The organism is Mycobacterium sp., from assembly GCF_035314905.1.
Taxonomy (GTDB): Bacteria; Actinomycetota; Actinomycetes; order Mycobacteriales; family Mycobacteriaceae; genus Mycobacterium.
Map to the genome: position 1 here is coordinate 1 of NZ_DATFYW010000097.1, position 24,071 is coordinate 24,071.

Genomic DNA, 24,071 nt, shown 5'->3' on the forward strand with positions numbered 1-24,071 from the left:
ACAACCAACTGCGGGTGCATGTTTCGGGACACGCATACGCCGGCGAGCTGCTATTCCTCTACAACGGTGTGCGGCCGCGCAACGTGATGCCGGTGCACGGCACGTGGCGACACCTGCGCGCCAACGCCGAGTTGGCCGCCAGGACCGGCGTGCCGGAAGACAGGATCATGCTGGCTGAGAACGGGGTCAGCGTAGACCTAGTGGCCGGGCGGGCCAGCATCGCCGGCGCGGTGCCGGTGGGGAAGATGTTCGTCGACGGCCTGATTCTCGGCGACGTCGGCGACACGACCCTCGGTGAACGGCTGATACTTTCATCCGGCTTCGTGGCCGTGACCATCGTCCTGCGGCGGGGCACCGGGCGCCCGGCCGCGCCGCCACACCTGTATTCCCGCGGCTTCTCCGAAGACCCCAAGGCCCTCGAGCCCGCCGTCCGCATGGTGGAGGAGGAGTTGGAGAACCTCGCCGCCGAGCGCGTCACCGATCCCACCCGCATCGCCCAGGCGGTGCGCCGCACGGTCGGCAAGTGGGTCGGCGAAACGTACCGCCGCCAGCCGATGATCATTCCGACGGTCATCGAGATCTAGGCCGGCGCCCGTCGTCAGCGCTTGGCGATGTAGCCCGCGTCGACCGGCAGCGTCACGCCGGTGATGTAGCGGGCGGCGTCCGACACCAACCAGGCGACCGCGTTTGCGATGTCCTCCGGCTGCAGAACCTGTACGGGCAGGAGGTTGCCCATGTCCTTCGGCACATCGGATTCGGCGACCATCCGCGAAAGCCAGTCCCGGATGAACTCGTTATTGATCATCGGCGTGTCGACGCCGGCCGGATGCACTGAGTTCACCCTTATACTGTGGTGCGCAAGCAGATTCGCGTACACCCGCATCAACCCGACCATGCCGTGCTTGGCGGCGACATAGCCGATCGAGCCGGCATCGGCGCTTCCGATGCCAGCCAGGCCCGCGGCCGAACTGATCAAGACGATCGACCCGCCGTCGCGTTGCCTGATCATCGCCGGTATCGCTGCCTCGACGGTGTTGTGCACGCCGGTGAGGTTGACGTCGACCACGTCGCGCCAGCCGTCTTCGCCCGCCTGCATCGGAGCGATTCCGGCGTTGGCGACCACGATGTCGAGGCGGCCGAACTGGTCAAGACCAGCCTGCAGCGCGGTGCTCAACGACGCGCGGTCGCGGACGTCGGCCTGCCTCGCGACGATCCGGGCGCCGGTGTCCTCGACCAGTTTCACGGTCGCGGCCAAGTCGTCGGGGGTGGCCATCGGATACGGCACCGATGCGATCTGGTCGCACAGGTCGACCGCGATGATGTCGGCGCCGTCGTAGGCGAGTTTGACGGCGTGAGCGCGGCCCTGGCCTCGGGCGGCGCCGGTGATGAAGGCGACTTTTCCGCTGAGCGACGCCACGTCAGGGCCTCAACTGGCCCTTGGCGGGGTCGCCTGCGGGAACAGGCTGCAGCATCTTGATGTCGGGTGCCCCGTCGAGATGCTGACCGATGCCGCTGAACAGGGCGCCGATCGCGGGCGCGGTGCTGTGCGTCTTCAGCGCGTCTTCGTCGGCCCACTGTTCGATGAACACGAACGTGCCGTTGGCCTCGTGCAGCGCGTAGAGCTCGCAGCCTGGTTCCTGTTGTACGGCTTCAACAGTGCGCCTGCACACATCGCGGACGTGGTCCACGGATTCGGGCTTGGCGGTCATGGCGGCGACGACGACGACGGGCATTGGCGATGGACTCCTCGGTGAGCGCCGGATTTTACGCCTGCAACCCTACTCATGGTGGACCAGCGATCCACTGGTGACCAGTGTGGCGAATGGTGCAGATGAGGCGTATGCGATTAGGCTTGCGTCCATGCCTAGTAAGACCGCCGCCCGCTCAGGAGGCCGAACGAGCAGGTCAAGGGCCGGTTCCCGGGGTGCGGCACCGCGGCGCAAGCCAGTCAAGAGGCGAAGAGGCCGCCGCGGATCAGGCATCGGCGCGGCCGGTGCGGCCCTGGCCAGCGGCGCCCGCGCTTCCTGGCTGATGGTCGCCAGGGGTGCCGGCACCGCCGCCCGCTCGGTCGGCCACGCTCGCGACATCGACCCGGGGCATCGCCGAGACGGCATCGCGCTGGCGCTGCTCGGCCTCTCGGTGGTGATCGCGGCCAGCTCCTGGTTTGATGCCGCGCGGCCGGTGGGGCAGTGGATCGACACCGCGCTGCGGGTGATGATCGGTTCGGGCGTCATCGTGCTCCCGCTGGTGACGGCGACCGTCGCGGTCGTGCTGATGCGATCGGAGCCCAACCCGGTGAGCCGGCCCCGGCTCGTCCTCGGCGCCACGATGATCGCGCTGCCTGCGCTCGGCCTGTGGCATCTGTGGGCGGGTTCCCCCGATTCGCCTGCCGGTCGGCAGCACGCCGCCGGGTTCATCGGGTTCGCGATCGGCGGCCCGCTTTCCGACGGGCTGACCGTGTGGATCGCCACACCGCTGCTGGTGATCGGCGTGCTGTTCGGAGTGCTGCTGCTGTCCGGCACCACGGTGCGCGAGGTGCCTGCCGCTCTGCGTGCGATGTTCACGGCGCGGGGCGTGGGCGGCGCGTACGCCGCCGCCGACGACGGGTACGACTACGACTACGACGAGGACGAGGCGCAGGCCTGGGACGGCTCGCCGTACGGCAACTACCCGCCCGACGACGACGCGCCCACCATCCCCGAACCGTCCTTGACGGAAGAACCTGCCGAACCCAAGCGGGTCCGTCGCCGCGCCACCAAGGACGCCGGCGCGGCAAGGCAGGAGATGCTCGAACTGGACCGCGTAGTGGAAGGCCCGTACACGCTGCCGTCGCTGGACCTGCTCATCAAAGGTGACCCGCCCAAGCGCCGAAGCGCCGCGAACGACAACATGATCGACGCGATCACGTCGGTGTTGCAGCAGTTCAAGGTCGATGCCGCGGTCACCGGCCTGACACGAGGCCCGACCGTCACCCGCTACGAGGTCGAACTGGGGCCGGGCGTGAAGGTCGAGAAGATCACCGCGCTGCACCGCAACATCGCCTATGCGGTGGCCACCGAGAGCGTGCGGATGCTCGCCCCGATCCCCGGTAAGTCGGCGGTCGGTATCGAGGTGCCCAACGTCGACCGTGAGATGGTGCGCCTCGCGGACGTGCTGACGGACCGGTCGACCCGCCGCGATCACCACCCACTGGTGATCGGCCTGGGCAAGGACATCGAGGGCGAATACGTCTCGGCGAACCTGGCCAGGATGCCCCATCTGCTGGTCGCCGGCTCCACCGGCTCGGGCAAGTCGAGCTTCATCAACTCGATGCTGGTTTCGCTGCTGGCCCGGGCCACCCCCGAGGAGGTCAGGCTGATCCTGATCGACCCGAAGATGGTGGAACTGACGCCCTACGAAGGAATTCCGCACCTGATCACCCCGATCATCACGCAGCCGAAGAAGGCCGCCGCGGCGCTGGCGTGGCTCGTCGAGGAGATGGAGCAGCGCTACCAGGACATGCAAGCCTCGCGCGTGCGGCACATCGACGACTTCAACGCCAAGCTCAAGGCGGGGGAGATCACCACCCCGCTCGGCAGCCAGCGGGAGTATCAGCCATACCCCTACGTGGTGGCGATCGTCGACGAGCTCGCGGACCTGATGATGACCGCACCCCGCGACGTCGAGGACGCCGTCGTGCGGATCACCCAGAAGGCCCGCGCCGCGGGCATCCACCTAGTGCTGGCCACCCAGCGACCCTCGGTCGACGTCGTGACCGGCCTGATCAAGACCAATGTCCCGTCCCGGCTGGCGTTCGCGACGTCGTCGCTGACCGACAGCCGGGTGATCCTCGACCAGCAGGGCGCCGAGAAGCTGATCGGGATGGGCGACGGGCTGTTCCTGCCGATGGGGGCGAACAAGCCGATCCGGCTGCAGGGCGCGTTCATCACCGACGAGGAGATCCACGCCGTCGTGCTGGCCTGCAAGGACCAGGCCGAGCCCGAGTACACCGAGGGCGTCACCACTGCCAAGACCACGAGCGAGCGCGCCGACGTCGACCCCGACATCGGCGACGACATGGATGTGTTCCTGCAGGCCGTGGAGCTGGTGGTGTCGAGCCAGTTCGGCTCCACGTCGATGTTGCAGCGCAAGCTGCGGGTCGGATTCGCGAAGGCGGGGCGGTTGATGGACCTGATGGAGACCCGCGGCATCGTCGGTCCCAGCGAGGGCTCCAAGGCGCGGGAAGTGCTGGTCAAACCCGACGAGCTGGCCGCCACGCTGGCGTCGATCCGGGGCCTGCAATCCGGTGGCGAAGACGCCTAGAACCCGGCGCCGGGATCAGAGCATCAGCAACATTCGCGAGTTGCCGAGGATATTGGGTTTGACATAGGACAGGTCGAGGAACTCGGCGACGCCGGTGTCATACGAGCGGCACATCTCCTCGTACACCTCGGCTGTCACGGGGGTGCCCTCGATCTCTGTGAACCCGTGCCGCGCGAAGAACTCCGTCTCAAAAGTCAGGACGAACACCCGTTGCAGCTGCAGCTCGCGTGCCACGTCGAGCAACCGGTCGACGATCGCATGCCCGACGCCGTGGCCCTTGACCTTCGGATGCACCGCGACGGTGCGCACCTCTCCCAGATCCGACCACATCACGTGCAGCGCGCCGCAGCCGATCACTTCGCCGTCGCGCTCGGCCACCCAGAATTCCTGGACCGCTTCGTAGAGTGTGACGAGGTTCTTCTCCAGCAGGATCCTGCCGGCGTAGTGGTCGACCAGCGTCTTGATCGTCGGCACGTCCGAGGTTCGCGCGCGCCGCACCACGACGCCGTCGGGGCGCTGAACGCGCACCGGCGAGGCGTCGGGCCAAGAGGCATCCCGGGCCGCACTCACAGTTGCGAGAGTATCGGTTGCGTGCGCGGGGGCCGGCAACCGATATCCTGTTGCCGTGTCAGCGCTGCCCCAATCCGGTCAAGGTCGACGGTGACGGCCCCGACCGTGCGGCTGGTCAACGTCGCCAATCTGCTGACCGTCGTTCGCCTGTTGCTGGTGCCGGTGTTCCTGGTCACGCTGTTCTTCGGCGATGGGCACGAACTGCGTTGGCGCGTTGCGGCTTTCGTTGTTTTCGCGGTGGCGATGGTGACCGACCGGCTCGACGGGGCGGTGGCCCGCGGCTACGGAATGGTGACCGAGTTCGGCAAGCTCGCCGACCCGATCGCCGACAAGGCACTGCTGGGCGCCGCCCTGATCGGTCTTTCGGCGCTCGGGGACCTCGCGTGGTGGGTGACGGTGCTGATCCTGGTCCGCGAGGTCGGCATCACGATCTTGCGGTTCGCGGTGCTGCGCCGCGGCGTGATCCCGGCCAGCCGTGGCGGCAAGTTGAAGACGCTTGTCCAGGCCGTGGCGATCGGGTTGTTCATCCTGCCGCTGGCCGGCGCGTGGCATCTGGTGGCGACGGTGGTGATGGCGGTCGCGATCGTGCTCACCGTGCTCACTGGGATCGATTACGTGATCCAGGCGGTCAGGGACACCCGTGGACGACCCGCTGGTCACTGACGACGCCCGCGGCCTGGTCGCCGACCTCACGGTACGACGGCAGACCATCGCCACGGCGGAATCGCTGACCGCGGGGCTGCTCGCGGCCACCCTGGCCGGTGTGGCCGGCGCCAGTTCGGTGCTGCGGGGCGGACTCGTCACCTACACCGAGGGCACCAAAATCGCCCTCGCGGGTGTCCCGCGCCAGGTGCTCGCGCAGGTCGGCCCGGTGGCGGCGCCCACCGCGCGGGCGCTGGCGGTGGGCGCTCAGCAACGCTGCGAGGCCACCTGGGGAGTCGGGTTGACGGGCGTGGCCGGCCCCGAACCACACGGCGGCCATCCGGTGGGGACAGTGTTCATCGGACTGGCCGGCCCCACCGACACCGAGGTATTCGAGCTGCTGCTTTCCGGCTCCCGATGGGATATCAGGCTCGGCGCGGTCCACCAAGCGCTGACCCGGCTGCGGCAATTGGTGGAGGGCCGGTGAGGCGGGAACCCCGCGGCACTCGCTGAACGTTGCCCTAGAAGAAGTTCCATTGCCCAAGCTAAGGAGTGCACGATGGCGGCTTTGTTGCGCGAGGTGATCGGCGACGTGCTGCGCCGTGCCCGCACATCGCAGGGGCGCACCCTGCGCGAGGTTTCCGACTCGGCGCGAGTGAGCCTGGGCTATCTGTCTGAGGTCGAGCGGGGCCGCAAGGAAGCGTCGAGCGAACTGTTGACGGCCATCTGCGGGGCGCTCGACGTCCCGCTGTCGGAGGTCCTGACCGGCGCCGGCGAGCGCATGGCCCGCGAAGAGCGCACCGACACGACGGCGCCCACCGCCCCGAACATCGACGTCAACACCAGGGTCGTCATTCCCCACGTCTCCGCGATGGCGGTCGCCTGAGGTCGGTGACGGCCGCCCGACCGGACCGCGTGTGATGATGCCCGCGAACCGATAAATTGGGCAGCACCGCAATCACACGACCACCTCAACACATCTCCGACGACCCATCGACACGAAGACGGAGCAATCCATGGCTAATCCGTTCGTCAAGGCGTGGAAGTACCTGATGGCACTGTTCAGCTCGAAGGTCGACGAATACGCCGATCCGAAGGTGCAGATACAGCAGGCCATCGAGGACGCCCAGCGCCAGCACCAGGCGCTGACGCAGCAGGCGGCTCAGGTCATCGGCAACCAGCGGCAGCTCGAGATGCGACTGAACCGTCAGCTCGCCGACATCGAGAAGCTGCAGGTAAACGTTCGTCAGGCGGTGACACTGGCCGGCCAGGCCACCGCGGCGGGTGACGCCGCCAAGGCCACCGAGTACAACAACGCCGCCGAGGCGTTCGCCGCGCAGTTGGTGACCGCCGAGCAGGGCGTCGAGGACCTCAAGGGCCTGCACGACCAGGCGCTGCAGGCGGCGGGCCAGGCGAAGAAGGCCGTCGAGCAGAACGCGATGGTGCTTCAGCAGAAGATCGCCGAGCGCACGAAGCTGCTCAGCCAGCTGGAGCAGGCGAAGATGCAGGAGCAGGTCAGCGCCTCGCTGAGGTCGATGAGCGAAATGGCCGCGCCGGGCAACACACCGAGCCTGGAGGAGGTACGCGACAAGATCGAGCGACGCTACGCCAACGCGCTGGGATCAGCCGAGCTGGCACAGAACTCGGTGCAGGGTAGGATGCTCGAGGTTCAGCAGGCCAGCGTGCAGATGGCCGGCCATTCACGGCTGGAGCAGATCCGCGCGTCGATGCGCGGCGAGGCGTTGCCCTCCGGCGGGGCGGCGACGCCGTCCTCCACGCCGACTGCGGCCACGCCGTCGTCGGAACCGGCGCAGCAGAACCCGATCCAGCAGTAGGTCGAGATCATGGTCGTCGGCTCGCGACAGTGGCGTTCGGTGCTGCAGCGAAGTCTCGACAGCGTCAGCGAGTTCGCCGACCTGGCGGCCCAGAAGCTCAGCGCGGCCGCCGACCCCCGGGCTCGCCTGCTGCGTAAGCGCCGGTGGGCGCTGCGATCCGGCTTGTTCTTCGCATTCGCGTGCGTGTTCTGGGTGCTGGTGACGCTGTTGCTGGCGTCGTGGAACACACCGGCGTGGGCACTGCTGATCCCCGGCATCATCGCGGCAGGAGCAGCCGCTCCGGCCACGCTGTTGTTGCTGCGCTACCGCTGGCTTCGGGCGGAGCCGCTCCCGTCGCCGCGGCCGGGCGCGGCCCGGCGGCTGCCGCCGCTCGGGTCGGCCGCCCGTGGGGCGATGGTGGCCCTGGGAACCGCGGAACGCGGGATGTTCTCGCTGCTGGGTGTGATGGAACGCGGCCGGTTGTTGCCCAGCGACGAGATCGTCGAGCTGAGCCGGACCGCGAACTCGGTGGCCGCGACGATGTCGGGCACCGCTACAGACGTCGTGTCGATGGAGAGGGCGGTGGCCTCGAGCCCGTCGTCGCGGACGTCGCTGCAACCGACCATCCACGCGTTCGCCGCGCAGCTGAATCACGGCGTGCAGCAGTACAACGAGATGGTCGGCGCTGCAGCGCAATTAGTCTCGTCGGCCAACAGCGGGCCGGTGTCGAGCTCGCCGATGTGGCGGCAGCGGTACCGTGACGAGCTGGTCGACGCCACCGAACGGCTGACCGGCTGGGCGCAGGCGTTCGACGAGCTGAGTCGCCCCGGCGGCTTTCGCCGCTAGAAGCCGGGCTTCAGCGACGGCACCGCCAGCGCGATGAGCCCACGCACAGTCGCCTTGACAATGTCGAGGAAGTCAAAGTAGTCGCGCCACAGCGTGATCCGCCCGTCGCGCACCTCGAACACGCCGCACACCCAGAACTGAATCCGCAGCGGCCCAAAGAGAATCACGTCGGTGCGCTCGGTGAGCACGGACGTACCCTCAGCGGCGATGCGGTGGATCTTGACGTCAAAGCCCGCCCGCGGAAGCTCGAGCCCGCGGCGCAGAGTATTCACGGTACGGCGGCCGCCGCGGATGATCGGCATCCCCACGTTGTGATAGACCACGTCGTCGTCCAGCGCCGCCAGCATGGCGTCGTAGTTCTCGTCACGTATTGCGTAGAGGAAGCTTTCGACGATCTGGGTTGGCGTGGCGACAGCGGTTTGCTCCAGCGGCTGGTCGGTCATGGCCGTCAGCGTAGTGGGTCGCGGCTGTGGCAGGGTAGGCGGATGCGGGTGGCCGTCGTCGCCGGACCAGACCCGGGGCACTCGTTTCCGGCGATCGCGCTGTGTTTGAAGTTTCTGGCGGCCGGCGACACACCGACGCTGCTGACCGGAGTGGAATGGCTGGACGCCCCGCGCGTGGCCGGCGTCGACGCCGTCGAGCTCGACGGGCTCGATCCCACCCCTGCGGATGACGACAGCGACGCCGGCGCCAAGATTCACCGACGCGCCGCGCGGATGGCGGTGCTCAACGCGGCGCGGCTGCACGAGCTGGCGCCCGACCTGATCGTGTCCGACGTAATCACGGCGTGCGGCGCGCTGGCTGCCGAACTGCTGAGTCTGCCGTGGGTGGAGCTGAACCCGCATCCGCTGTATCTGCCGTCGAAGGGGCTGCCTCCGGTGGGTAGCGGGCTGGCTCCCGGCGTTGGTGTGCGAGGGCGGCTGCGCGACGCGCTGATGCGGACGCTGACGGCCCGGTCACTGCGGGCGGGGCAGCGGCAGCGCGCCGAGGCGCGGGTGGGGATCGGACTGCCGGCTGCGGGGGTCGATCCGTTGCGGCGGCTGATCGCGACGCTGCCGGCGCTGGAGGTGGCGCGGCCGGACTGGCCGCCGGAAGCCGTGGTGGTCGGGCCGCTGCACTTCGAGCCCACCGAGGCGGTGCTCGAGATTCCACCCGGCTTCGGGCCCGTGGTGGTGGTGGCGCCGTCGACGGCTCTGACGGGCGCTCTCGGCTTGGCGCAGGTCGCGCTCGAATCGCTGGTGCCGGGCAGGACGCTGCCGGACGGCGCTCGGGTGGTGCTGTCGCGGCTGAACGGTCGCGATGTGTCGGTGCCGCCGTGGGCGGTCGCCGGGCTGGGGCGGCAGGACGAACTGCTGGCGCATGCCGACGTGGTGGTTTGCGGTGGTGGGCACGGCATGGTGTCCAAGGCGCTACTGGCCGGAGTGCCGCTGGTGGTGGTGCCCGGCGGTGGCGACCAGTGGGAGATGGCGAATCGTGTTGTGCGACAGGGCAGTGCACGTCTGGTCCGGCCCCTGACACCGGACGCGCTGGTCGACGCGGTCGGTGCCGTGCTGTCGTCACCGCGTTACCGCGACGCTGCGCGGCGGGCCGGCGCGAGCATAGCCGGGGTCGCCGATCCGGTACGCGTGTGCCAGGAGGCGCTGGCCCAGGCCCGGTAGCGTGGAAATGTGCGGCTGACGGAATTCCGCGAGCTCGTCGAGGGGCAGTTCGGCCCTGTCCGCGGCGCCTCGGTGCTCGTCGACCATGTGCTGACGGGCCTCGGCGGGCGCACGGCCGCGCAGGCGATCGAGGACGGCGCCGACCCGCGCGATGTTTGGCGGGCGCTGTGCGCGGACTTCGACGTCCCCCGCGCCGAGTGGTGACTCCTTCGTGTCGCGTTCGTGTCGCGTTCGTGTCGCAGGATTTCATGTCATGCTCGGCGCGACCACGGCGTGTCAGCTTGAGTCGAACACACGTTCGTCTACAGTGATCACTGTTCGACGGCGAGATGCTGGTCAGGCCGACTTGTCGGTGCCTGCCTCTAGCGTCACGACCAACTGATCGATAACCGATCAACCGGACACGACTACTTAGAGAGGCATGACTCATGACGCAGGCCCCTGACCGTGAAAAGGCCCTCGAGCTGGCGATAGCGCAGATCGAGAAGAGTCACGGCAAAGGTTCGGTGATGCGGCTCGGCGACGAGGTGCGTCAGCCGATCTCCATCATCCCCACCGGCTCGATCGCATTGGACGTGGCGCTGGGCATCGGAGGGCTGCCGCGCGGCCGGATCGTCGAGATCTACGGTCCGGAATCCTCGGGCAAGACCACCGTCGCGTTGCACGCGGTGGCCAATGCCCAGGCGGCCGGCGGCATCGCGGCGTTCATCGACGCTGAGCACGCACTGGACCCCGAGTACGCCAAGAGGCTCGGCGTGGACACCGACTCGCTGCTGGTGTCCCAGCCCGACACCGGTGAGCAGGCGCTGGAGATCGCCGACATGCTGGTGCGGTCCGGCGCACTGGACATCCTGGTCATCGACTCGGTGGCGGCGCTGGTGCCGCGCGCCGAGATCGAGGGCGAGATGGGAGACAGTCACGTCGGCCTGCAAGCCCGACTGATGAGCCAGGCGATGCGGAAAATGACTGGTGCGTTGAGCAATTCGGGCACCACCGCGATCTTCATCAACCAGCTGCGGGAGAAGGTCGGGGTGATGTTCGGGAGTCCAGAGACGACGACGGGTGGCAAGGCGTTGAAGTTCTATGCCTCAGTTCGCCTGGACGTCAGGCGAATTGAGACTCTCAAGGACGGCACGGACGCGGTCGGCAACCGCACCCGGGTCAAGGTCGTCAAGAACAAAGTGTCGCCGCCGTTCAAGCAGGCCGAGTTCGACATCCTCTACGGCAAGGGCATCAGCCGCGAAGGCTCGCTCATCGACATGGGTGTCGAGCAGGGCTTCATCCGCAAGTCCGGCTCGTGGTTCACCTACGAGGGGGAGCAGCTGGGCCAGGGCAAGGAGAACGCCCGCAGCTTCCTGATGGAAAACGCCGACGTCGCCAACGAGATCGAAAAGAAGATCAAGGAAAAGCTCGGCATTGGTGCGGTGCTGACCGATGACGAAGTCCTGCCCGCCCCCGTCGATTTCTGACGGGCCGGTGGCCCGCGAGGAGCAGGCGCGGGCGTTGTGTCTGCGCCTGCTCCTCGCGCGGGCCCGCACCCGTGCCGAACTCGCCGGGCAGTTGGCGAAACGCGGCTATCCCGACGACGTGAGCAATCGTGTGCTCGACCGCCTCGGCGCGGTCGGTCTGGTCGACGACGCCGACTTCGCCGAGCAGTGGGTGCGGTTGCGTCGGCTCAACGCCGGAAAAGGTAAGCGGGCGTTGGCCGCCGAGCTGCGGACAAAGGGTGTCGGCGACGACGTGATCAGTGCGGCACTGGACGGCATAGACGCCGGTGCCGAGCGCGACAAAGCGGTCGAGCTCGTGCGAAAGCGGCTGCGGCGCGAAAACCTCGACGGGGACGAGGCGAAGGTGGCCCGTCGGCTCGTCGGAATGCTTTCGCGGCGCGGTTACAGCCAGACGATGGCGTTCGACACCGTCGGCACCGAACTGGCGCTCGAGTTGGACCGGCGGCGCACCTGAGGCTGCCGATCGAATCGCCGAGCTGTCTGCTCGGGGTTCAGTGGTGGAGAATCTTGCCGAGGAAGTCCTTCGCCCGGTCGGTCCGGGGTGACTCGAAGAACGCCGCGGGCCCGGCCGACTCGACGATTGCCCCGTCGGCCATGAACACCACCCGATCGGCGGCGCGCCGCGCAAAGCCCATCTCGTGGGTGACCACCAGCATCGTCATGCCGTCCGCCGCGAGCCGCACCATCACGCCCAGCACCTCGCTGATCATCTCCGGGTCCAGCGCGCTGGTCGGCTCGTCGAACAGCATCACCTTCGGGTTCATCGCCAGTGACCGCGCAATCGTCACCCGCTGCTGTTGGCCGCCCGACAGCTGCGCGGGATACTTGTCGGCCTGATCGGCGATGCCCACCCGCTCCAGCAGCGCCATCGCGTTCTCGTGGGCGCGATCACGGGGCAGCTTGCGCACCTTGATCGGCGCGAGCGTCACGTTCTCCAGGATCGTCTTGTCGGCGAACAGGTTGAACGACTGGAATACCATCCCGACGTCGGAACGCAGCCGCGCCAGTTCCCGTCCCTCCGCCGGCAGCGGCACTCCGTCCACGCTGATGGTGCCGGCATCGATGGTCTCCAGCCGGTTGATTGTGCGGCACAGCGTGGACTTGCCCGATCCCGACGGGCCGAGGATCACGACGACCTCGCCGCGCTGCACGTCGAGATTGATGTCCTTGAGCACGTGCAAGCTGCCGAAATGCTTGTCCACCCCGCGCAGCGACACCATCGGAGTCGATGCGCCGTGTATCGCTGACGCGGCATCCGCCATGATTTGACCCTACCCAGGGAACCCACAGCTTGACTCGGCGGGCGAATTTCCCTCTCCGGCGCATACGTACGATGGGCATGTGACTGGGGTGGCTGCGCGTGTTGCCTCTTCGTGCGAGGGTGCCTCGGTGGCACCGGCGCGGACCTACCAGGTCCGCACCTACGGCTGCCAGATGAACGTCCACGACTCCGAGCGGCTGGCCGGATTGCTGGAGTCCGCCGGCTACCGCAGGGCACCGGACGGCTGCGACGCGGACGTCGTTGTCTTCAACACCTGCGCGGTCCGGGAGAACGCCGACAACAAGCTCTACGGCAACCTCAGCCACCTGGCGCCTCGCAAGCAGCGCGATCCCGGCATGCAGATCGCCGTGGGTGGCTGCCTGGCCCAGAAGGACCGCGACACGGTGCTGCGCAAGGCGCCCTGGGTTGACGTCGTGTTCGGCACCCACAACATCGGCGCTCTGCCGGTGCTGCTGGAACGCGCGCGGCACAACCGCGAAGCCCAGGTTGAAATCGCGGAGGCCCTGCAGGAATTCCCTTCGGCGCTGCCCGCGGCCCGCGAATCGGCATACGCCGCATGGGTTTCCATCTCGGTCGGTTGTAACAACAGCTGCACGTTTTGCATCGTGCCGTCGCTGCGCGGCAAGGAGGTCGACCGCAGCCCCGACGACATCCTTGCCGAAGTCAGGTCGCTGGTCGGGGCCGGCGTGCTCGAGGTCACGCTGCTGGGCCAGAACGTGAACGCCTACGGTGTCTCGTTCGCCGACCCGCAACTGCCCCGCGACAAAGGCGCGTTCGCGCAACTGCTGCGGGCCTGCGGGGGCATCGACGGGCTGGAGCGGGTTCGCTTCACCTCGCCGCATCCGGCCGAGTTCACCGATGACGTGATCGACGCGATGGCCGATACCGCCAACGTGTGCCCGGCCCTGCACATGCCGATGCAGTCGGGCTCCGACCGGGTCCTGCGTGCGATGCGACGCTCCTACCGCACCGAACGCTACCTCGGCATCATCGAGAAGGTGCGCGCCGCGATGCCGCACGCCGCGATCACCACGGACCTGATCGTCGGCTTTCCCGGCGAAACCGAGCACGACTTCGCGGCGACGCTCGACGTCGTCGAGCAGGCCCGGTTCTCGGCCGCGTTCACGTTCCAGTACTCAACGCGGCCCGACACGCCCGCCGCGGAAATGCCCGGCCAATTGCCCAAAGCCGTTGTCCAAGAACGCTACGAGCGTCTCCTTGCGCTGCAGGAGCGAATCTCGCTCGAGGAAAACCGCGCTCAAGTGGGAACGACCGTCGAGGTCTTGGTGGCTGCGGGGGAGGGCCGCAAAGATGACCGCACCGCGCGGATGAGCGGACGCGCCGGCGACGGCAGGCTGGTGCACTTCGCGCCCCACGGCAGGGCGATCCGCCCGGGAGACCTCGTCACCGCGGTAATCACCGGCGCCGCGCCGCACCACCTGATCGCCGACGGTTCGCTGCTCGCCCACCGGCGCACACGGGCCGGTGACGCCCACGAGGCCGGCCGCCGCCCCAGCGGCGTCGGGCTGGGCATGCCCCGGATCGGGGACCCGACGTGACCGGCAAGAACAACGACGACTTCGACGCGTTCAAGAGGGACATCGACGCCGCCGAGCGTCGGGTGGCCGGCGAGATCGACCCCGGCCGGCGGGCTCTCGTCGTCGCGATCCTGGTGTTCGTGCTGCTCGGGTCGTTCGCGCTGCCGCACACCGGTGGCGCCAGAGGATGGGACGCGCTGATCGGCGGCCCGGCCGCCGCACACGCAGCGGTCGCGCTCCCGTCGCGGGTGTTCACCTGGCTGGCGCTGGTGTTCAGCGTGGGGTTCTCGATGCTGGCGCTGCTGACCCGCCGATGGGTACTGGCCTGGATCGCGTTGGCCGGCTCGGCGCTCGCCATCCCGGCCGGCATGCTCGCCGTGTGGTCACGGCAGACCGCCGGCGCCGGCCACCCCGGCCCCGGCTTCGGCCTTATCCTGGCCTGGTTGATGGTGATTCTTCTGACGTTCCACTGGGCGAGGGTGGTGTGGTCGCGCACCGCGGTTCATCTCGCCGCGGAAGAGGAACGGCGCCGCGCCGCAGCCGAGCGGCAGTCCAAGGCCTTCCTCGAGAGCCTCGACGACAACGGCCCCGACGAGGCCTAGCGGTTCTTGCCGAGCGCGTCGGCCGCGGCCTCGGCCCACTGCCGCCACTGCTCGGCGCTCGCCTTTGCCGCCTCGGCATCCGCGGTGCGGCCGGCGGCCAGCGCCTTCTGCGCCTGCCGCTCGAATTGCTCGGCGCGAGCACGGAACTGCTCGGCGCGCGCCGCCGCCTGCGGGTCGGTCCACCCCGACTCGGCAGCCTCGCGCACCTTCTTCTCGACGGCACGCAGCCGCCGCTCCAGCTCGGCTGTCCGTTCCCGCGGCACCCTGCCGATCGCTTCCCACTTCTCGGCAATGGACCGCAGCGCAGCACGGGCCACGTCCAGGTCGCCGGTGTCGAGCTTCTCGGCCTGGGCCAGCAGCCGTTCCTTGGCCTCGGTGTTGGCATGTAGCTCGGCGTCGCGTTCCGCACTGGCGGCGTTGCGTGCCGTGAAGAACCTGTCCTGGGCCGCCTTGAACCGCTGCCACAGCGCGTCGTCGGCTTCCTTGGACGCCCGCCCCACGGCCTTCCATTCCGTAAGCAGCTCGCGGAACGCCGCGCCCGTCGCGCCCCAGTCCGTCGAATCGGCCAGCTCCTCGGCCCGCGCGCACAGCTGCTCCTTGGCCTGGCGGGCGCCGACGCGCTCGCGGTCCAGGTCGGCGAAGTGCGACCCGCGGCGGCGGTTGAACGTCTCGCGGGCCGCCGCGTACCGCTTCCACAGCGCGTCGTCGGTCTTTCGGTCGACGCCGGAAATGGTGCGCCACTCGTCGAGGATGGCGCGCAGCCGGTCGCCGGCGGCCTTCCACTGCATCGAATTGGCCGCCAGATCTTCGGCTTCGGCAGCCAGCGCCTCCTTGCGGGCGACCTGTTCGGCCCGATGCTTTTCGCGTCGCGCCCTCTCCGCCTGCGCGGTTTCCTCGGCGTGGTCCCGGATGGCCTCAAGCCGCACCGCGAGCGCGTCGACGTCGCCGAGAACCGCGGCGGTGGGCAGCCCCTCGGACAGCCCGGCGGCCGTGCTCTTGATCTTGCGGGCGTCGCCGGTCCCCGACGCCAGCCGGCGCTCCAGCAGATCGACCTCGGTGGACAGGTCCTCATAGCGGCGGCCGAAATGCGCGTATGCCGCCTCGGGTTCGCCGGCCTGCCACGACCCGATCACCCGCTCGCCGGCCGACGTGATCAGCCACACGGTGCCGTCGGGATCCACGCGGCCAAACCGGTGCGGATCGCTGGACTGGGATGGCAGCCGCGCGCCGGGCGGGAGGGCCGGATGCGGTAGAGGATGCGGGATCGGCTTGGGAGCCGGCTTGGGAGCCGGCGCCGTCTGATCGGGTTGGCTGTCGGTCATCTGGTCATACCTCCGCGCGGGAGGGGTACCCGCACACCTGCCGCGCGTCGCGGCGCCCAATAGCTCTCGCCGACCCGGCCACAGGCCGTTCCGACCCAGCTATTGAAGCAGGTCGCCGCGCGTCATACCTGCGCGTTGGCGTTGCATTCACGACCGGGGTTGCATGTAGTCTGCAAGACCGGTCAGGAGGTCCTCATGGCGAAGGCGGACATCGCCGCCGTGCTCGCCCTTGCCGCCGCGTTGTTCATCGCGATCGGCGACGTCATCCACCAGCGTTCGGCCCACGCGGTCACCGATGAGCCGGTGAGCCACATCGGGCTGTTCGCCAAGCTGTTGCGCAACACCCAGTGGTGGCTGGGCAGCCTGGTGGCCGCCCTCGGCTTCGCGCTGCAGGCCGCCGCGCTGGGATTCGGGTCGGTACTGCTGGTCCAGGCATTGCTCGTGACGTCCCTGTTGTTCGCCATTCCGATCAGCGCCAAGCTGGCACACCGCAGGGTGACGCGGTGGGAGTGGGCCTGGGCGGTGCTGCTGGCCACCAGCGTCGCGGTGATCGTGACGGTCGGCAACCCCGCGGCGGGGCATGCGCGGGGGTCGCTGGAGGTCTGGGCCGGCGTGGTCGCCGTCCTGGGTCCGCTGCTGGTGCTTTGCGTGCTAGGGGCCCGCGTGTGGTCCGGGCCGGTGAGTGCCGTGCTGCTGGGTTTCGTCTCCGGTGCGCTGTGGGGCGTGTTCGCGGTGCTGACCAAGGGTGTGGTCCACCGAATCGACCACGGCCTATGGGCGCTGCTGCGCACGCCGGAACTGTACGTGTGGGCGCTCGTCGCGATCGCCGCCACGGCCTGGCAGCAGTCGTCATTTCGCGCCGGCTCGCTGACCGCGTCGCTGCCGACCATGACGGTCGCCGAACCCATCGTCGGCTCTGTGCTGGGCATCGTGGTGCTCGGCGAGACGCTCCACACCCACCGGGCCGGCTACTCAGCGCTCGGGCTGGCGGTCGTGGTCATGGTCTTTTCCACCGCGGCGCTCGCCCGTGGCGCCGCAGCCGCGTCGCAGAAACCGGCGGAAGCGTTAGCGTGAACCCGTGCTGACGGCCATCGCGATCATCCCGTCCGCGCCGGTGCTGATTCCCGACCTGGCCGGCGCCGCCGCCGACGAAATCGCGGATCTGCGGGAGGCCGTGTTCGCGGCGGCCGCGACGTTGCCGGACCGGTGGCTCGCGGTCGGCGTCGACGGCGCCGACACCGTCGTCGGCCGCGACTCGGCCGGCACCTTCGCCGGGTACGGCGTCGACGTGCCAGTGGGGATGTCGCCCACCGCAGCGGGGATGGACCGGTTGCCGCTGTGCGCACTGATCACCGGGTGGCTGCGCGGCTTGGTCCGTCCGCACGCCCGTGCGGAGGTTCACGTGTTCGCCCACGACCACGACGCCGACACCGCGGCGGCCCGCGGGCGGGCGCTGCGGGCCGCCGTCGACGAGCCGGCGGAGCCGATCGGCGCGCTGATCGTCGCCGATGGCGCTCACACGCTGACTCCGTCGGCCCCCGGCGGTCACGACCCTGCCTCCGTCGCTGTGCAGGCTGCGCTCGACGACGCGCTGGGCGCCGGCGACCTCGCCACCCTGGGCCGGCTGCCTGCGTCGATCACCGGCCGCGTCGCCTGGCAGGTCCTGGCCGGGTTGACAGAACCGGGACCGCGCTGCGCCAAGGAGCTGTACCGCGGCGCACCGTACGGCGTCGGCTACTTCGCCGGCATCTGGCAGCCATGACCATCAGCCGACCGATCGCGATCGTTGGGCCGACCGGCTCGGGCAAATCACAGCTGGCGCTGGCTGTCGCGGAGCGAGTCGGTGGCGAGATCGTCAACGCCGACGCGATGCAGCTCTACCGCGGCATGGACATCGGTACCGCGAAGCTGACCGTCGCGCAACGGGGCGGCATCACGCACCATCAGCTCGACGTGCTCGATGTCATCGAGACCGCGACAGTCGCGAACTACCAGCGCGCCGCCGCGGCCGACGTCGAGCGGATCGCGGCGCGCGGCGCGGTGCCAGTCGTCGTGGGCGGCTCGATGATGTACGTTCAGTCGCTTCTGGACAACTGGGATTTCCCGGCCACCGACCCCGCGGTCCGTGGCCGCTGGGAGAGCAGGCTTTCCGAGGTGGGGGCGGCCGAGCTGCACACCGAACTGGCCCGCCGCGATACCGTCGCCGCGACCGCGATTCAGCCGACCGACGGCAGGCGCATCGTGCGCGCGCTGGAGGTCGTGGAGCTGACCGGCCGGCCGTTCGCGGCATCGGCACCCGTCATCGGCGCACCGCGCTGGGACACGGCGATCGTCGGATTAGACCGGGAGACGGCTGAACTCGACGAGCGGCTGGCTCAGCGCACCGAGCGGATGTTCGCCGAGGGGCTGGTCGACGAGGTCTCCGGGCTACTGCGTCATGGCCTGCGCGACGGCGTCACCGCGTCCCGGGCCCTGGGATACGCCCAGGTGATCGCCGCGCTCGATGCCGGCGGAGGACCCGAAGCACTGGCCGCGGCACGGGAGCAGACGTACGCCGGCACCAGGCGGTACGTCCGGCGGCAGCGCTCGTGGTTCCGCCGTGACCACCGCATCGGCTGGCTCAACGGCGCCGACGCACCGGCCGCCAACGTCGAGGCCACTGTGCGAGCGTGGCGACACGTATCCTGAGCAGGTGATCTTCGTCAAGGGCCACGGCACGCAGAACGACTTCGTGCTGCTCGCCGACCTGACGGCGGAGATATCCCTGACACCCGCCGCGGTGGCGACGCTCTGCGATCGCCGCCGCGGGCTGGGCGCCGACGGCGTGCTGAGGGTGACGACCGCCGACGCGGCTGTCGCCGCGGGCGTGCTCGAGCGGCTGCCCGAAGGCGTGCGGCCGGGCGACTGGTACATGGACTACCGCAACGCCGACGGGTCCATCGCGCAGATGTGCGGAAACGGCGTCCGGGTGTTTGCGCACTACCTGCGCGCCAACGGGCTGGAGACGCGCGACGAGTTCGTCGTCGGGTCGCTGGCCGGTCCGCGGCCGGTGCAGCTGCATCGCGTCGACGACACGTTCGCCGACGTGACCGTGGAGATGGGCAAGGCCAACCAGGTCGGCACCGGGGAGGCGGTCGTCGGCGGCCGGCGGTTCCGCGGCGTGGCGGTCGACGTCGGTAACCCACACCTGGCGTGCGTCGATCCCGCGTTGACCGCCGGCGAGCTGGCTGTCCTCGACGTCGGCGCGCCGGTGTCATTCGACCGCCGGCAGTTCCCCGAGGGGGTCAACGTCGAGATCGTCACCGCCCCGCGTGACGGTGCCGTGTCGATGCGGGTACACGAGCGCGGCGTCGGAGAAACCCGTTCGTGCGGAACGGGAACCGTCGCCGCCGCGGTGGCAGCGCTGGTATGCACGGGCGCGTCGACGGGGTCGCTGACGGTCCGGATCCCCGGCGGCGAGGTCGAGGTCACGGTCACCGACGCGACGAGTTACCTGCGCGGGCCGTCGGTGTTGGTCGCGCGCGGCGAGTTGTCGGAGGAATGGTGGCGCTCCCAGCAGCGTTAATTCGGATGCGCGGCGCGGGTGCGCCGTGCACCATCTGTTATTGGCTATGACACATCCAGAATTTCCGTTTGACGACACACCGAGCTCGGGTGAGCTCGCGCTCGAGGACCGCTCGGCGCTGCGCCGCGTCGCAGGCCTGTCGACCGAACTCACCGACATCTCCGAGGTCGAATACCGCCAGCTGCGCCTGGAGCGGGTCGTGCTGGTCGGTGTATGGACCGAGGGCAGCGCGGCAGACGCCGCGGCCAGCCTCGCCGAGTTGGCCGCACTCGCTGAAACCGCCGGATCCGAAGTGCTGGAAGGGTTGATCCAGCGCCGCGACAAGCCCGACGCGTCGACGTACATCGGCTCGGGTAAGGCCAAGGAGCTGCGCGAGATCGTCGTCGCCACCGGTGCCGACACCGTCATCTGCGACGGCGAACTGAGCCCGGCGCAGCTGACCGCGCTGGAGAAGGCGGTCAAGGTCAAGGTAGTCGACCGTACGGCGCTGATCCTCGACATCTTCGCCCAGCACGCGACCAGCCGGGAAGGCAAGGCGCAGGTGTCGCTGGCCCAGATGGAGTACATGCTTCCGCGGCTGCGCGGCTGGGGCGAATCGATGTCGCGGCAGGCCGGCGGCCGTGCCGGCGGCGGCACCGGCGGGGTGGGCCTGCGCGGCCCCGGCGAGACGAAGATCGAAACCGACCGGCGCCGCATCCGTGAGCGGATGGCCAAGCTCCGCCGCGACATCAAGGCCATGAAGCACGCCCGCGACACCCAACGCGGTCGCCGGCTGCGCAGCGAGGTGCCGTCGATAGCGATCGTCGGCTACACCAACGCCGGCAAGTCCAGTCTGCTCAACACGCTGACGGGTGCCGGTGTGCTGGTACAGAACGCGCTCTTCGCGACCTTGGAGCCGACCACACGGCGCGGTGAGTTCGACGACGGACGGCCCTTCGTGCTGACCGACACCGTCGGGTTCGTCCGGCACCTGCCGACCCAGTTGGTCGAGGCGTTCCGGTCGACGCTCGAGGAGGTTGTCGACGCCGACCTGCTGGTGCACGTCGTCGATGGTTCCGACCCCAATCCGCTGGCGCAGATCGACGCGGTCCGACAGGTCATCCGCGAGGTTGTCGCCGATCACGACGGACACGGGGCGGCGGAGCTCTTGGTGGTCAACAAGGTCGACGCCGCGAGCGACTTGACGTTGGCCAAGCTGCGCAGGGCACTGCCGGACGCGGTATTCGTCTCGGCCCGCACCGGGGAGGGCGTCGACGCGTTGCGGGCCCAGATGTCCCGGCTCGTCGCGCCCACCGATACTCCGGTCGATGTCGTCATCCCCTATGACCGCGGCGATCTCGTCGCACGAGTGCACGCCGACGGACGGGTCCAGCAGTCCGAACACAGCGCCGACGGCACCCGGATCAGGGCGCGCGTGCCGGTGGCGCTGGCGGCCAGCCTGCGTCAGTTCGCGACGTCGTAGACGTGCTCGGCCGGCGCCCCCATCACCCGTTGCGCCAGCTGCGCTTTGAGCTCGTCGAGGCGGGACTCCTCGGCCTCGCTGCGCGCAGCTTTGCCCGCCAGATCGATGAACTCGTCGGTGACGAACCCGTCGCGCAGCAGCAGCGTCACCGTCCGGTCGCCGATGCCGACCTCGAACACGAAACTCTGGCGCAGCCGGCCGAGCCCGGGCCGGGCCAGCGTGGTGTCGACGATGTACCGGCCATCGGTGACGGCCCTGGTCACCGCCTCGAACCCGTCGCGGGCGCCCGGGCCCTGGAAGGGTGTGCGGACGGCGATCGACCTGCGTTGCGGCGGCACGTCGGGCGACAGGACCGCGATCGCGCGTTGCAGCGCCTTGAATGCATGGGCCACGCCGCCGGGCGAGTGCGGCCCGGCATAGCGAAGCATGTCCTCGAACGAAAACTCGATCAGGCGCCCGCGCTCCCGCACGGTGATCGTTTCGGCCATGGCCGTGACTGTAGGCGGCGTCGTAGGACCGGGCGCCGGTTCCCACCCAACCATCCGGTTGGTATACGTTGGTCGGCAAAGTTCCCCGTACACCGGAGGTCATCCCATGGGCAAAGCCGTCATGTACGAGCGCACGCTCTTCGAGCCCGAGCACGAGCTGTTCCGCGAGTCCTACCGGTCCTTCCTCGAACGCCACGTCGCGCCATACCACGAGGAGTGGGAGAAGGACAAGATCGTCGACCGCGGGGTGTGGTTGGAGGCCGGCAAGCAGGGCTTTCTGGGCATGGCGGTGCCTGAGGAGTACGGCGGCGGCGGTAACCCGGACTTTCGCTACAACACGATCATCACCGAGGAAACCACCGCCGGCCGGTTCAGCGGGATCGGCTTCGGCCTCCACAACGACGTCATCGCGCCGTATCTGATGCGCCTCGCCAACGACGAGCAGAAGCAACGCTGGCTCCCGAAGTTCTGCACCGGCGAGCTGATCACTGCCATCGCGATGACCGAACCAGGTACCGGAAGCGACCTGCAGGGCATCAAAACCCGGGCGGTCAGAGACGGCGATGACTGGGTGCTCAACGGCGCGAAGACCTTCATCACCAATGGGATCAACTCCGACCTGGTGATCGTGGTCGCGCAGACCAGTCCCGACAAGGGCGCGCTGGGATTCTCCCTGCTCGTGGTCGAGCGGGGTATGGAGGGCTTCGAGCGCGGTCGCAAGCTGGACAAGATCGGCCTGGACGCGCAGGACACGGCCGAGTTGTCCTTCAACGACGTGCGGGTACCGTCGGCGAACCTGCTCGGTGACGAAGGCCAGGGCTTCGTCTACCTCATGCAGAACCTGCCGCAGGAGCGGCTGTCGATCGCGGTGATGGCCGCGGCTGCGATGGAGCAGGTGTTGGAGTCGACCCTCGAATACACAAAGGAGCGCAAGGCCTTCGGTAAGCCGGTCGGCAGCTTCCAGAACAGTCGCTTCCTATTGGCCGAGTTGGCGACCGAGGCCACCGCAGTGCGGATCATGGTCGATGAATTCATCCGGCTGCACCTCGACGAGAAGCTCACCGCCGAGCAGGCCGCGATGGCCAAGTGGTACTCGACCGAGGCGCAGGTGCGGCTGATCGACCGCTGCCTGCAACTGCACGGCGGCTACGGCTACATGCGCGAATACGGCATAGCGCGGGCGTTCCTCGACTCGCGGGTGCAGACGATCTACGGCGGGACGACCGAGATCATGAAGGAGATCATCGGCCGCAGCCTGGGTGTCTGACGGCCCCGGCCTGCCAGTGCAGCCCGGTAGCCAGCTACGGCACGGCGTACGGGTCGATGCAGAAGTAGAGGTTGCCGCCGTGGCAGACACTGAGTTCGTGCTCGGTCGGGGCGCCGACGACGGCACCGCCACGAGCAAGGACCGGTACGCAGCCGTAGCCGCGCGGATTGGGGACTTCATTCACCGGACACCCGGCGATCACGTCGACGTGGCCGGGAACTGCGGTGAGCGCGGGCACAGCGATCGCCAACGCGAATCCCGATGCCCACAACAGGCGCCTTCCACGACGCGGGAAATCGGCGGCCATACCACCACAGTGCCGCATCGGGGCCGAAGGCGCCCGGAATCTAGATTTTGCGGATAACCGTGACGACCTTGCCGAGGATCGCGGCCTCGTTGCCGGGAATCGGGTCGAATGCCGGGTTGTGCGGCATCAGCCAGACCTGATTGCCGGTGCGCTTGAACGTCTTCACCGTGGCCTCGCCGTCGATCATCGCGGCGACGATGTCTCCGTTGTCTGCGACGCTCTGCTGTCGGACCACCACCCAGTCGCCATCGCAGATCGCCGCGTCGATCATCGATTCACCGACCACCTTCAGCAGGAACAGCGATCCGTCGCCGACGAGTTCACGCGGCAGGGGGAAGACGTCCTCGACGGCTTCCTCGGCGAGAATCGGGCCGCCCGCGGCGATGCGGCCCAGCACCGGCACGAACGTCGGCTCCGGCAGCGCATCCGATCCGGCGACGTCGGTGCCAACCGATGTTGCGGCCTCGTCGGCGCCTCGAACGTCCACGGCGCGGGGTCGATTCGGGTCGCGCCGCAGGTAGCCCTTCCGCTCCAGGGTGCGAAGCTGATGAGCCACCGACGACGTGGACGTCAGGCCGACCGCGTCGCCGATTTCTCTGATGCTCGGGGGATAGCCCCGGCCGGTCACGGAGGCGCGTATCACTTCCAGGATTTTGCGCTGACGCTGGGTGAGCGCCGAGTCGGGAGTAGGTCGCGATGTGTCGCTGCTGTCGCTCATGCCGCTGAATGTAGTCCGCGTGCACGACATCATCAAACATTTGTTCGAGGCGTGTCGCGTTACCGTGTCCGCCCCAGAGTCCTCGCGGACTTGTCGGTGCCCTCTGGTACAAATCGATCAAATGTTCGGATTCGAACGCATGGTCGACTATATTCGAACACAGGAGCGATCCGGTGGGCG

General features: G+C 68.8%; 28 protein-coding genes. 19 read left to right on the forward strand and 9 right to left on the reverse strand.

What is annotated here, in order from left to right:
• The coding region (locus tag VKG81_RS07790; protein ID WP_324395259.1) for a ribonuclease J at positions 1-584 on the forward strand (584 nt) is incomplete at its 5' end.
• A gap of 14 nt (positions 585-598) precedes the next feature.
• Here VKG81_RS07790 and VKG81_RS07795 read toward each other — a convergent pair.
• Both VKG81_RS07795 and VKG81_RS07800 read right to left on the reverse strand, forming a co-directional pair.
• Positions 599-1,417, reverse strand: coding sequence for a mycofactocin-coupled SDR family oxidoreductase (locus VKG81_RS07795; protein ID WP_324395260.1), 819 nt, complete (start codon positions 1,415-1,417; stop codon positions 599-601).
• Between the two features lies 1 nt (position 1,418).
• The gene (locus VKG81_RS07800; RefSeq protein ID WP_324395261.1) at positions 1,419-1,733 is read right to left on the reverse strand and encodes a putative quinol monooxygenase; all 315 of its coding nucleotides are present in this window, start codon (positions 1,731-1,733) and stop codon (positions 1,419-1,421) included.
• On the opposite strand from VKG81_RS07800, the gene VKG81_RS07805 reads away from it, so the two are divergent.
• Positions 1,708-4,302, forward strand: a complete 2,595-nt coding sequence (locus tag VKG81_RS07805) for an FtsK/SpoIIIE family DNA translocase (RefSeq protein ID WP_414685196.1) — start codon at positions 1,708-1,710, stop codon at positions 4,300-4,302. The genes VKG81_RS07800 and VKG81_RS07805 overlap by 26 nt on opposite strands.
• A gap of 15 nt (positions 4,303-4,317) precedes the next feature.
• On the opposite strand, the gene VKG81_RS07810 is transcribed toward VKG81_RS07805, so the two are convergent.
• Entirely contained in the window at positions 4,318-4,830 is a 513-nt protein-coding gene (locus tag VKG81_RS07810; protein WP_324395318.1) for an amino-acid N-acetyltransferase, read from the reverse strand.
• A gap of 132 nt (positions 4,831-4,962) precedes the next feature.
• Between VKG81_RS07810 and pgsA the strand changes: the two genes are divergently transcribed.
• From pgsA to pspM, 5 genes are all read left to right on the forward strand, one after another.
• Entirely contained in the window at positions 4,963-5,535 is a 573-nt protein-coding gene (pgsA, locus tag VKG81_RS07815) for a CDP-diacylglycerol--glycerol-3-phosphate 3-phosphatidyltransferase (RefSeq protein ID WP_324395263.1), read from the forward strand.
• Positions 5,513-6,001, forward strand: coding sequence for a nicotinamide-nucleotide amidohydrolase family protein (locus VKG81_RS07820; protein WP_324395264.1), 489 nt, complete (start codon positions 5,513-5,515; stop codon positions 5,999-6,001). The genes pgsA and VKG81_RS07820 overlap by 23 nt, the downstream gene beginning before the upstream one ends.
• 72 nt (positions 6,002-6,073) lie before the next feature.
• The gene (clgR, locus tag VKG81_RS07825) at positions 6,074-6,400 is read left to right on the forward strand and encodes a transcriptional regulator ClgR (protein ID WP_324395265.1); all 327 of its coding nucleotides are present in this window, start codon (positions 6,074-6,076) and stop codon (positions 6,398-6,400) included.
• A 130-nt stretch (positions 6,401-6,530) separates the two neighbouring features.
• Positions 6,531-7,349 carry a phage shock protein PspA gene (gene pspA, locus VKG81_RS07830; RefSeq protein WP_324395266.1) on the forward strand — a complete coding sequence of 273 codons (819 nt, stop codon included), beginning with the start codon at positions 6,531-6,533 and terminating at the stop codon, positions 7,347-7,349.
• 9 nt (positions 7,350-7,358) lie between these two features.
• Positions 7,359-8,174, forward strand: coding sequence for a phage shock envelope stress response protein PspM (gene pspM, locus VKG81_RS07835; RefSeq protein WP_324395267.1), 816 nt, complete (start codon positions 7,359-7,361; stop codon positions 8,172-8,174).
• On the opposite strand, the gene VKG81_RS07840 is transcribed toward pspM, so the two are convergent.
• Positions 8,171-8,617 carry a limonene-1,2-epoxide hydrolase family protein gene (locus VKG81_RS07840; RefSeq protein ID WP_324395268.1) on the reverse strand — a complete coding sequence of 149 codons (447 nt, stop codon included), beginning with the start codon at positions 8,615-8,617 and terminating at the stop codon, positions 8,171-8,173. The genes pspM and VKG81_RS07840 overlap by 4 nt on opposite strands.
• Before the next feature lie 42 nt (positions 8,618-8,659).
• Here VKG81_RS07840 and VKG81_RS07845 point away from each other — a divergent pair, with 42 nt between their 5' ends.
• The 4 genes from VKG81_RS07845 (at position 8,660) to recX (ending at position 11,794) form a co-directional block, all read left to right on the forward strand.
• Positions 8,660-9,832, forward strand: coding sequence for a glycosyltransferase (locus VKG81_RS07845; protein ID WP_324395269.1), 1,173 nt, complete (start codon positions 8,660-8,662; stop codon positions 9,830-9,832).
• A gap of 9 nt (positions 9,833-9,841) precedes the next feature.
• Complete coding sequence (locus tag VKG81_RS07850; protein WP_324395270.1) at positions 9,842-10,036, forward strand: DUF3046 domain-containing protein; 195 nt, start codon at positions 9,842-9,844, stop codon at positions 10,034-10,036.
• Positions 10,037-10,260: 224 nt separating this feature from the next.
• On the forward strand, positions 10,261-11,301 hold the full coding sequence (gene recA, locus VKG81_RS07855; RefSeq protein WP_324395271.1) for a recombinase RecA: 1,041 nt from the start codon (positions 10,261-10,263) through the stop codon (positions 11,299-11,301).
• Positions 11,267-11,794, forward strand: a complete 528-nt coding sequence (gene recX / locus VKG81_RS07860) for a recombination regulator RecX (RefSeq protein WP_324395272.1) — start codon at positions 11,267-11,269, stop codon at positions 11,792-11,794. The genes recA and recX overlap by 35 nt, the downstream gene beginning before the upstream one ends.
• Before the next feature lie 37 nt (positions 11,795-11,831).
• Here the strand turns inward: recX and VKG81_RS07865 are convergent, their stop codons facing one another.
• Positions 11,832-12,560 (reverse strand): amino acid ABC transporter ATP-binding protein, encoded by a 729-nt coding sequence (locus VKG81_RS07865; protein WP_324395319.1) that lies wholly within the window; start codon positions 12,558-12,560, stop codon positions 11,832-11,834.
• A gap of 121 nt (positions 12,561-12,681) precedes the next feature.
• On the opposite strand from VKG81_RS07865, the gene miaB reads away from it, so the two are divergent.
• Entirely contained in the window at positions 12,682-14,181 is a 1,500-nt protein-coding gene (gene miaB / locus VKG81_RS07870) for a tRNA (N6-isopentenyl adenosine(37)-C2)-methylthiotransferase MiaB (RefSeq protein ID WP_324395273.1), read from the forward strand.
• Positions 14,178-14,762, forward strand: a complete 585-nt coding sequence (locus VKG81_RS07875; protein ID WP_324395274.1) for a hypothetical protein — start codon at positions 14,178-14,180, stop codon at positions 14,760-14,762. The genes miaB and VKG81_RS07875 overlap by 4 nt, the downstream gene beginning before the upstream one ends.
• Here VKG81_RS07875 and VKG81_RS07880 read toward each other — a convergent pair.
• Positions 14,759-16,084 carry a DUF349 domain-containing protein gene (locus tag VKG81_RS07880; RefSeq protein ID WP_324395275.1) on the reverse strand — a complete coding sequence of 442 codons (1,326 nt, stop codon included), beginning with the start codon at positions 16,082-16,084 and terminating at the stop codon, positions 14,759-14,761. The two genes, VKG81_RS07875 and VKG81_RS07880, sit on opposite strands and share 4 nt — an antisense overlap.
• A gap of 195 nt (positions 16,085-16,279) precedes the next feature.
• Here VKG81_RS07880 and VKG81_RS07885 point away from each other — a divergent pair, with 195 nt between their 5' ends.
• Genes VKG81_RS07885 through hflX form a run of 5 tightly spaced genes read left to right on the forward strand, consistent with a single transcriptional unit; the run spans position 16,280 to position 21,111 of the window.
• Positions 16,280-17,158: a DMT family transporter gene (locus VKG81_RS07885; RefSeq protein ID WP_324395276.1), complete on the forward strand. Its 879-nt coding sequence runs from the start codon at positions 16,280-16,282 to the stop codon at positions 17,156-17,158.
• 4 nt (positions 17,159-17,162) lie between these two features.
• Positions 17,163-17,846 (forward strand): hypothetical protein, encoded by a 684-nt coding sequence (locus tag VKG81_RS07890; protein ID WP_324395277.1) that lies wholly within the window; start codon positions 17,163-17,165, stop codon positions 17,844-17,846.
• The gene (gene miaA, locus VKG81_RS07895; RefSeq protein WP_324395278.1) at positions 17,843-18,772 is read left to right on the forward strand and encodes a tRNA (adenosine(37)-N6)-dimethylallyltransferase MiaA; all 930 of its coding nucleotides are present in this window, start codon (positions 17,843-17,845) and stop codon (positions 18,770-18,772) included. The genes VKG81_RS07890 and miaA overlap by 4 nt, the downstream gene beginning before the upstream one ends.
• Before the next feature lie 4 nt (positions 18,773-18,776).
• A complete protein-coding gene (gene dapF, locus VKG81_RS07900) occupies positions 18,777-19,649 on the forward strand; it encodes a diaminopimelate epimerase (RefSeq protein ID WP_324395279.1) in 873 nt (290 codons plus the stop codon).
• A 46-nt stretch (positions 19,650-19,695) separates the two neighbouring features.
• Complete coding sequence (hflX, locus tag VKG81_RS07905; protein WP_324395280.1) at positions 19,696-21,111, forward strand: GTPase HflX; 1,416 nt, start codon at positions 19,696-19,698, stop codon at positions 21,109-21,111.
• Here hflX and VKG81_RS07910 read toward each other — a convergent pair.
• Entirely contained in the window at positions 21,093-21,599 is a 507-nt protein-coding gene (locus tag VKG81_RS07910) for a hypothetical protein (RefSeq protein WP_324395281.1), read from the reverse strand. The genes hflX and VKG81_RS07910 overlap by 19 nt on opposite strands.
• A 106-nt stretch (positions 21,600-21,705) precedes the next feature.
• Between VKG81_RS07910 and VKG81_RS07915 the strand changes: the two genes are divergently transcribed.
• Entirely contained in the window at positions 21,706-22,866 is a 1,161-nt protein-coding gene (locus VKG81_RS07915; protein WP_324395282.1) for an acyl-CoA dehydrogenase family protein, read from the forward strand.
• 34 nt (positions 22,867-22,900) lie between these two features.
• Here the strand turns inward: VKG81_RS07915 and VKG81_RS07920 are convergent, their stop codons facing one another.
• Both VKG81_RS07920 and lexA read right to left on the reverse strand, forming a co-directional pair.
• The gene (locus tag VKG81_RS07920; RefSeq protein ID WP_324395283.1) at positions 22,901-23,173 is read right to left on the reverse strand and encodes a hypothetical protein; all 273 of its coding nucleotides are present in this window, start codon (positions 23,171-23,173) and stop codon (positions 22,901-22,903) included.
• 40 nt (positions 23,174-23,213) lie between these two features.
• A complete protein-coding gene (gene lexA, locus VKG81_RS07925; protein WP_324395284.1) occupies positions 23,214-23,891 on the reverse strand; it encodes a transcriptional repressor LexA in 678 nt (225 codons plus the stop codon).
• Positions 23,892-24,071 lie beyond the last annotated feature (180 nt).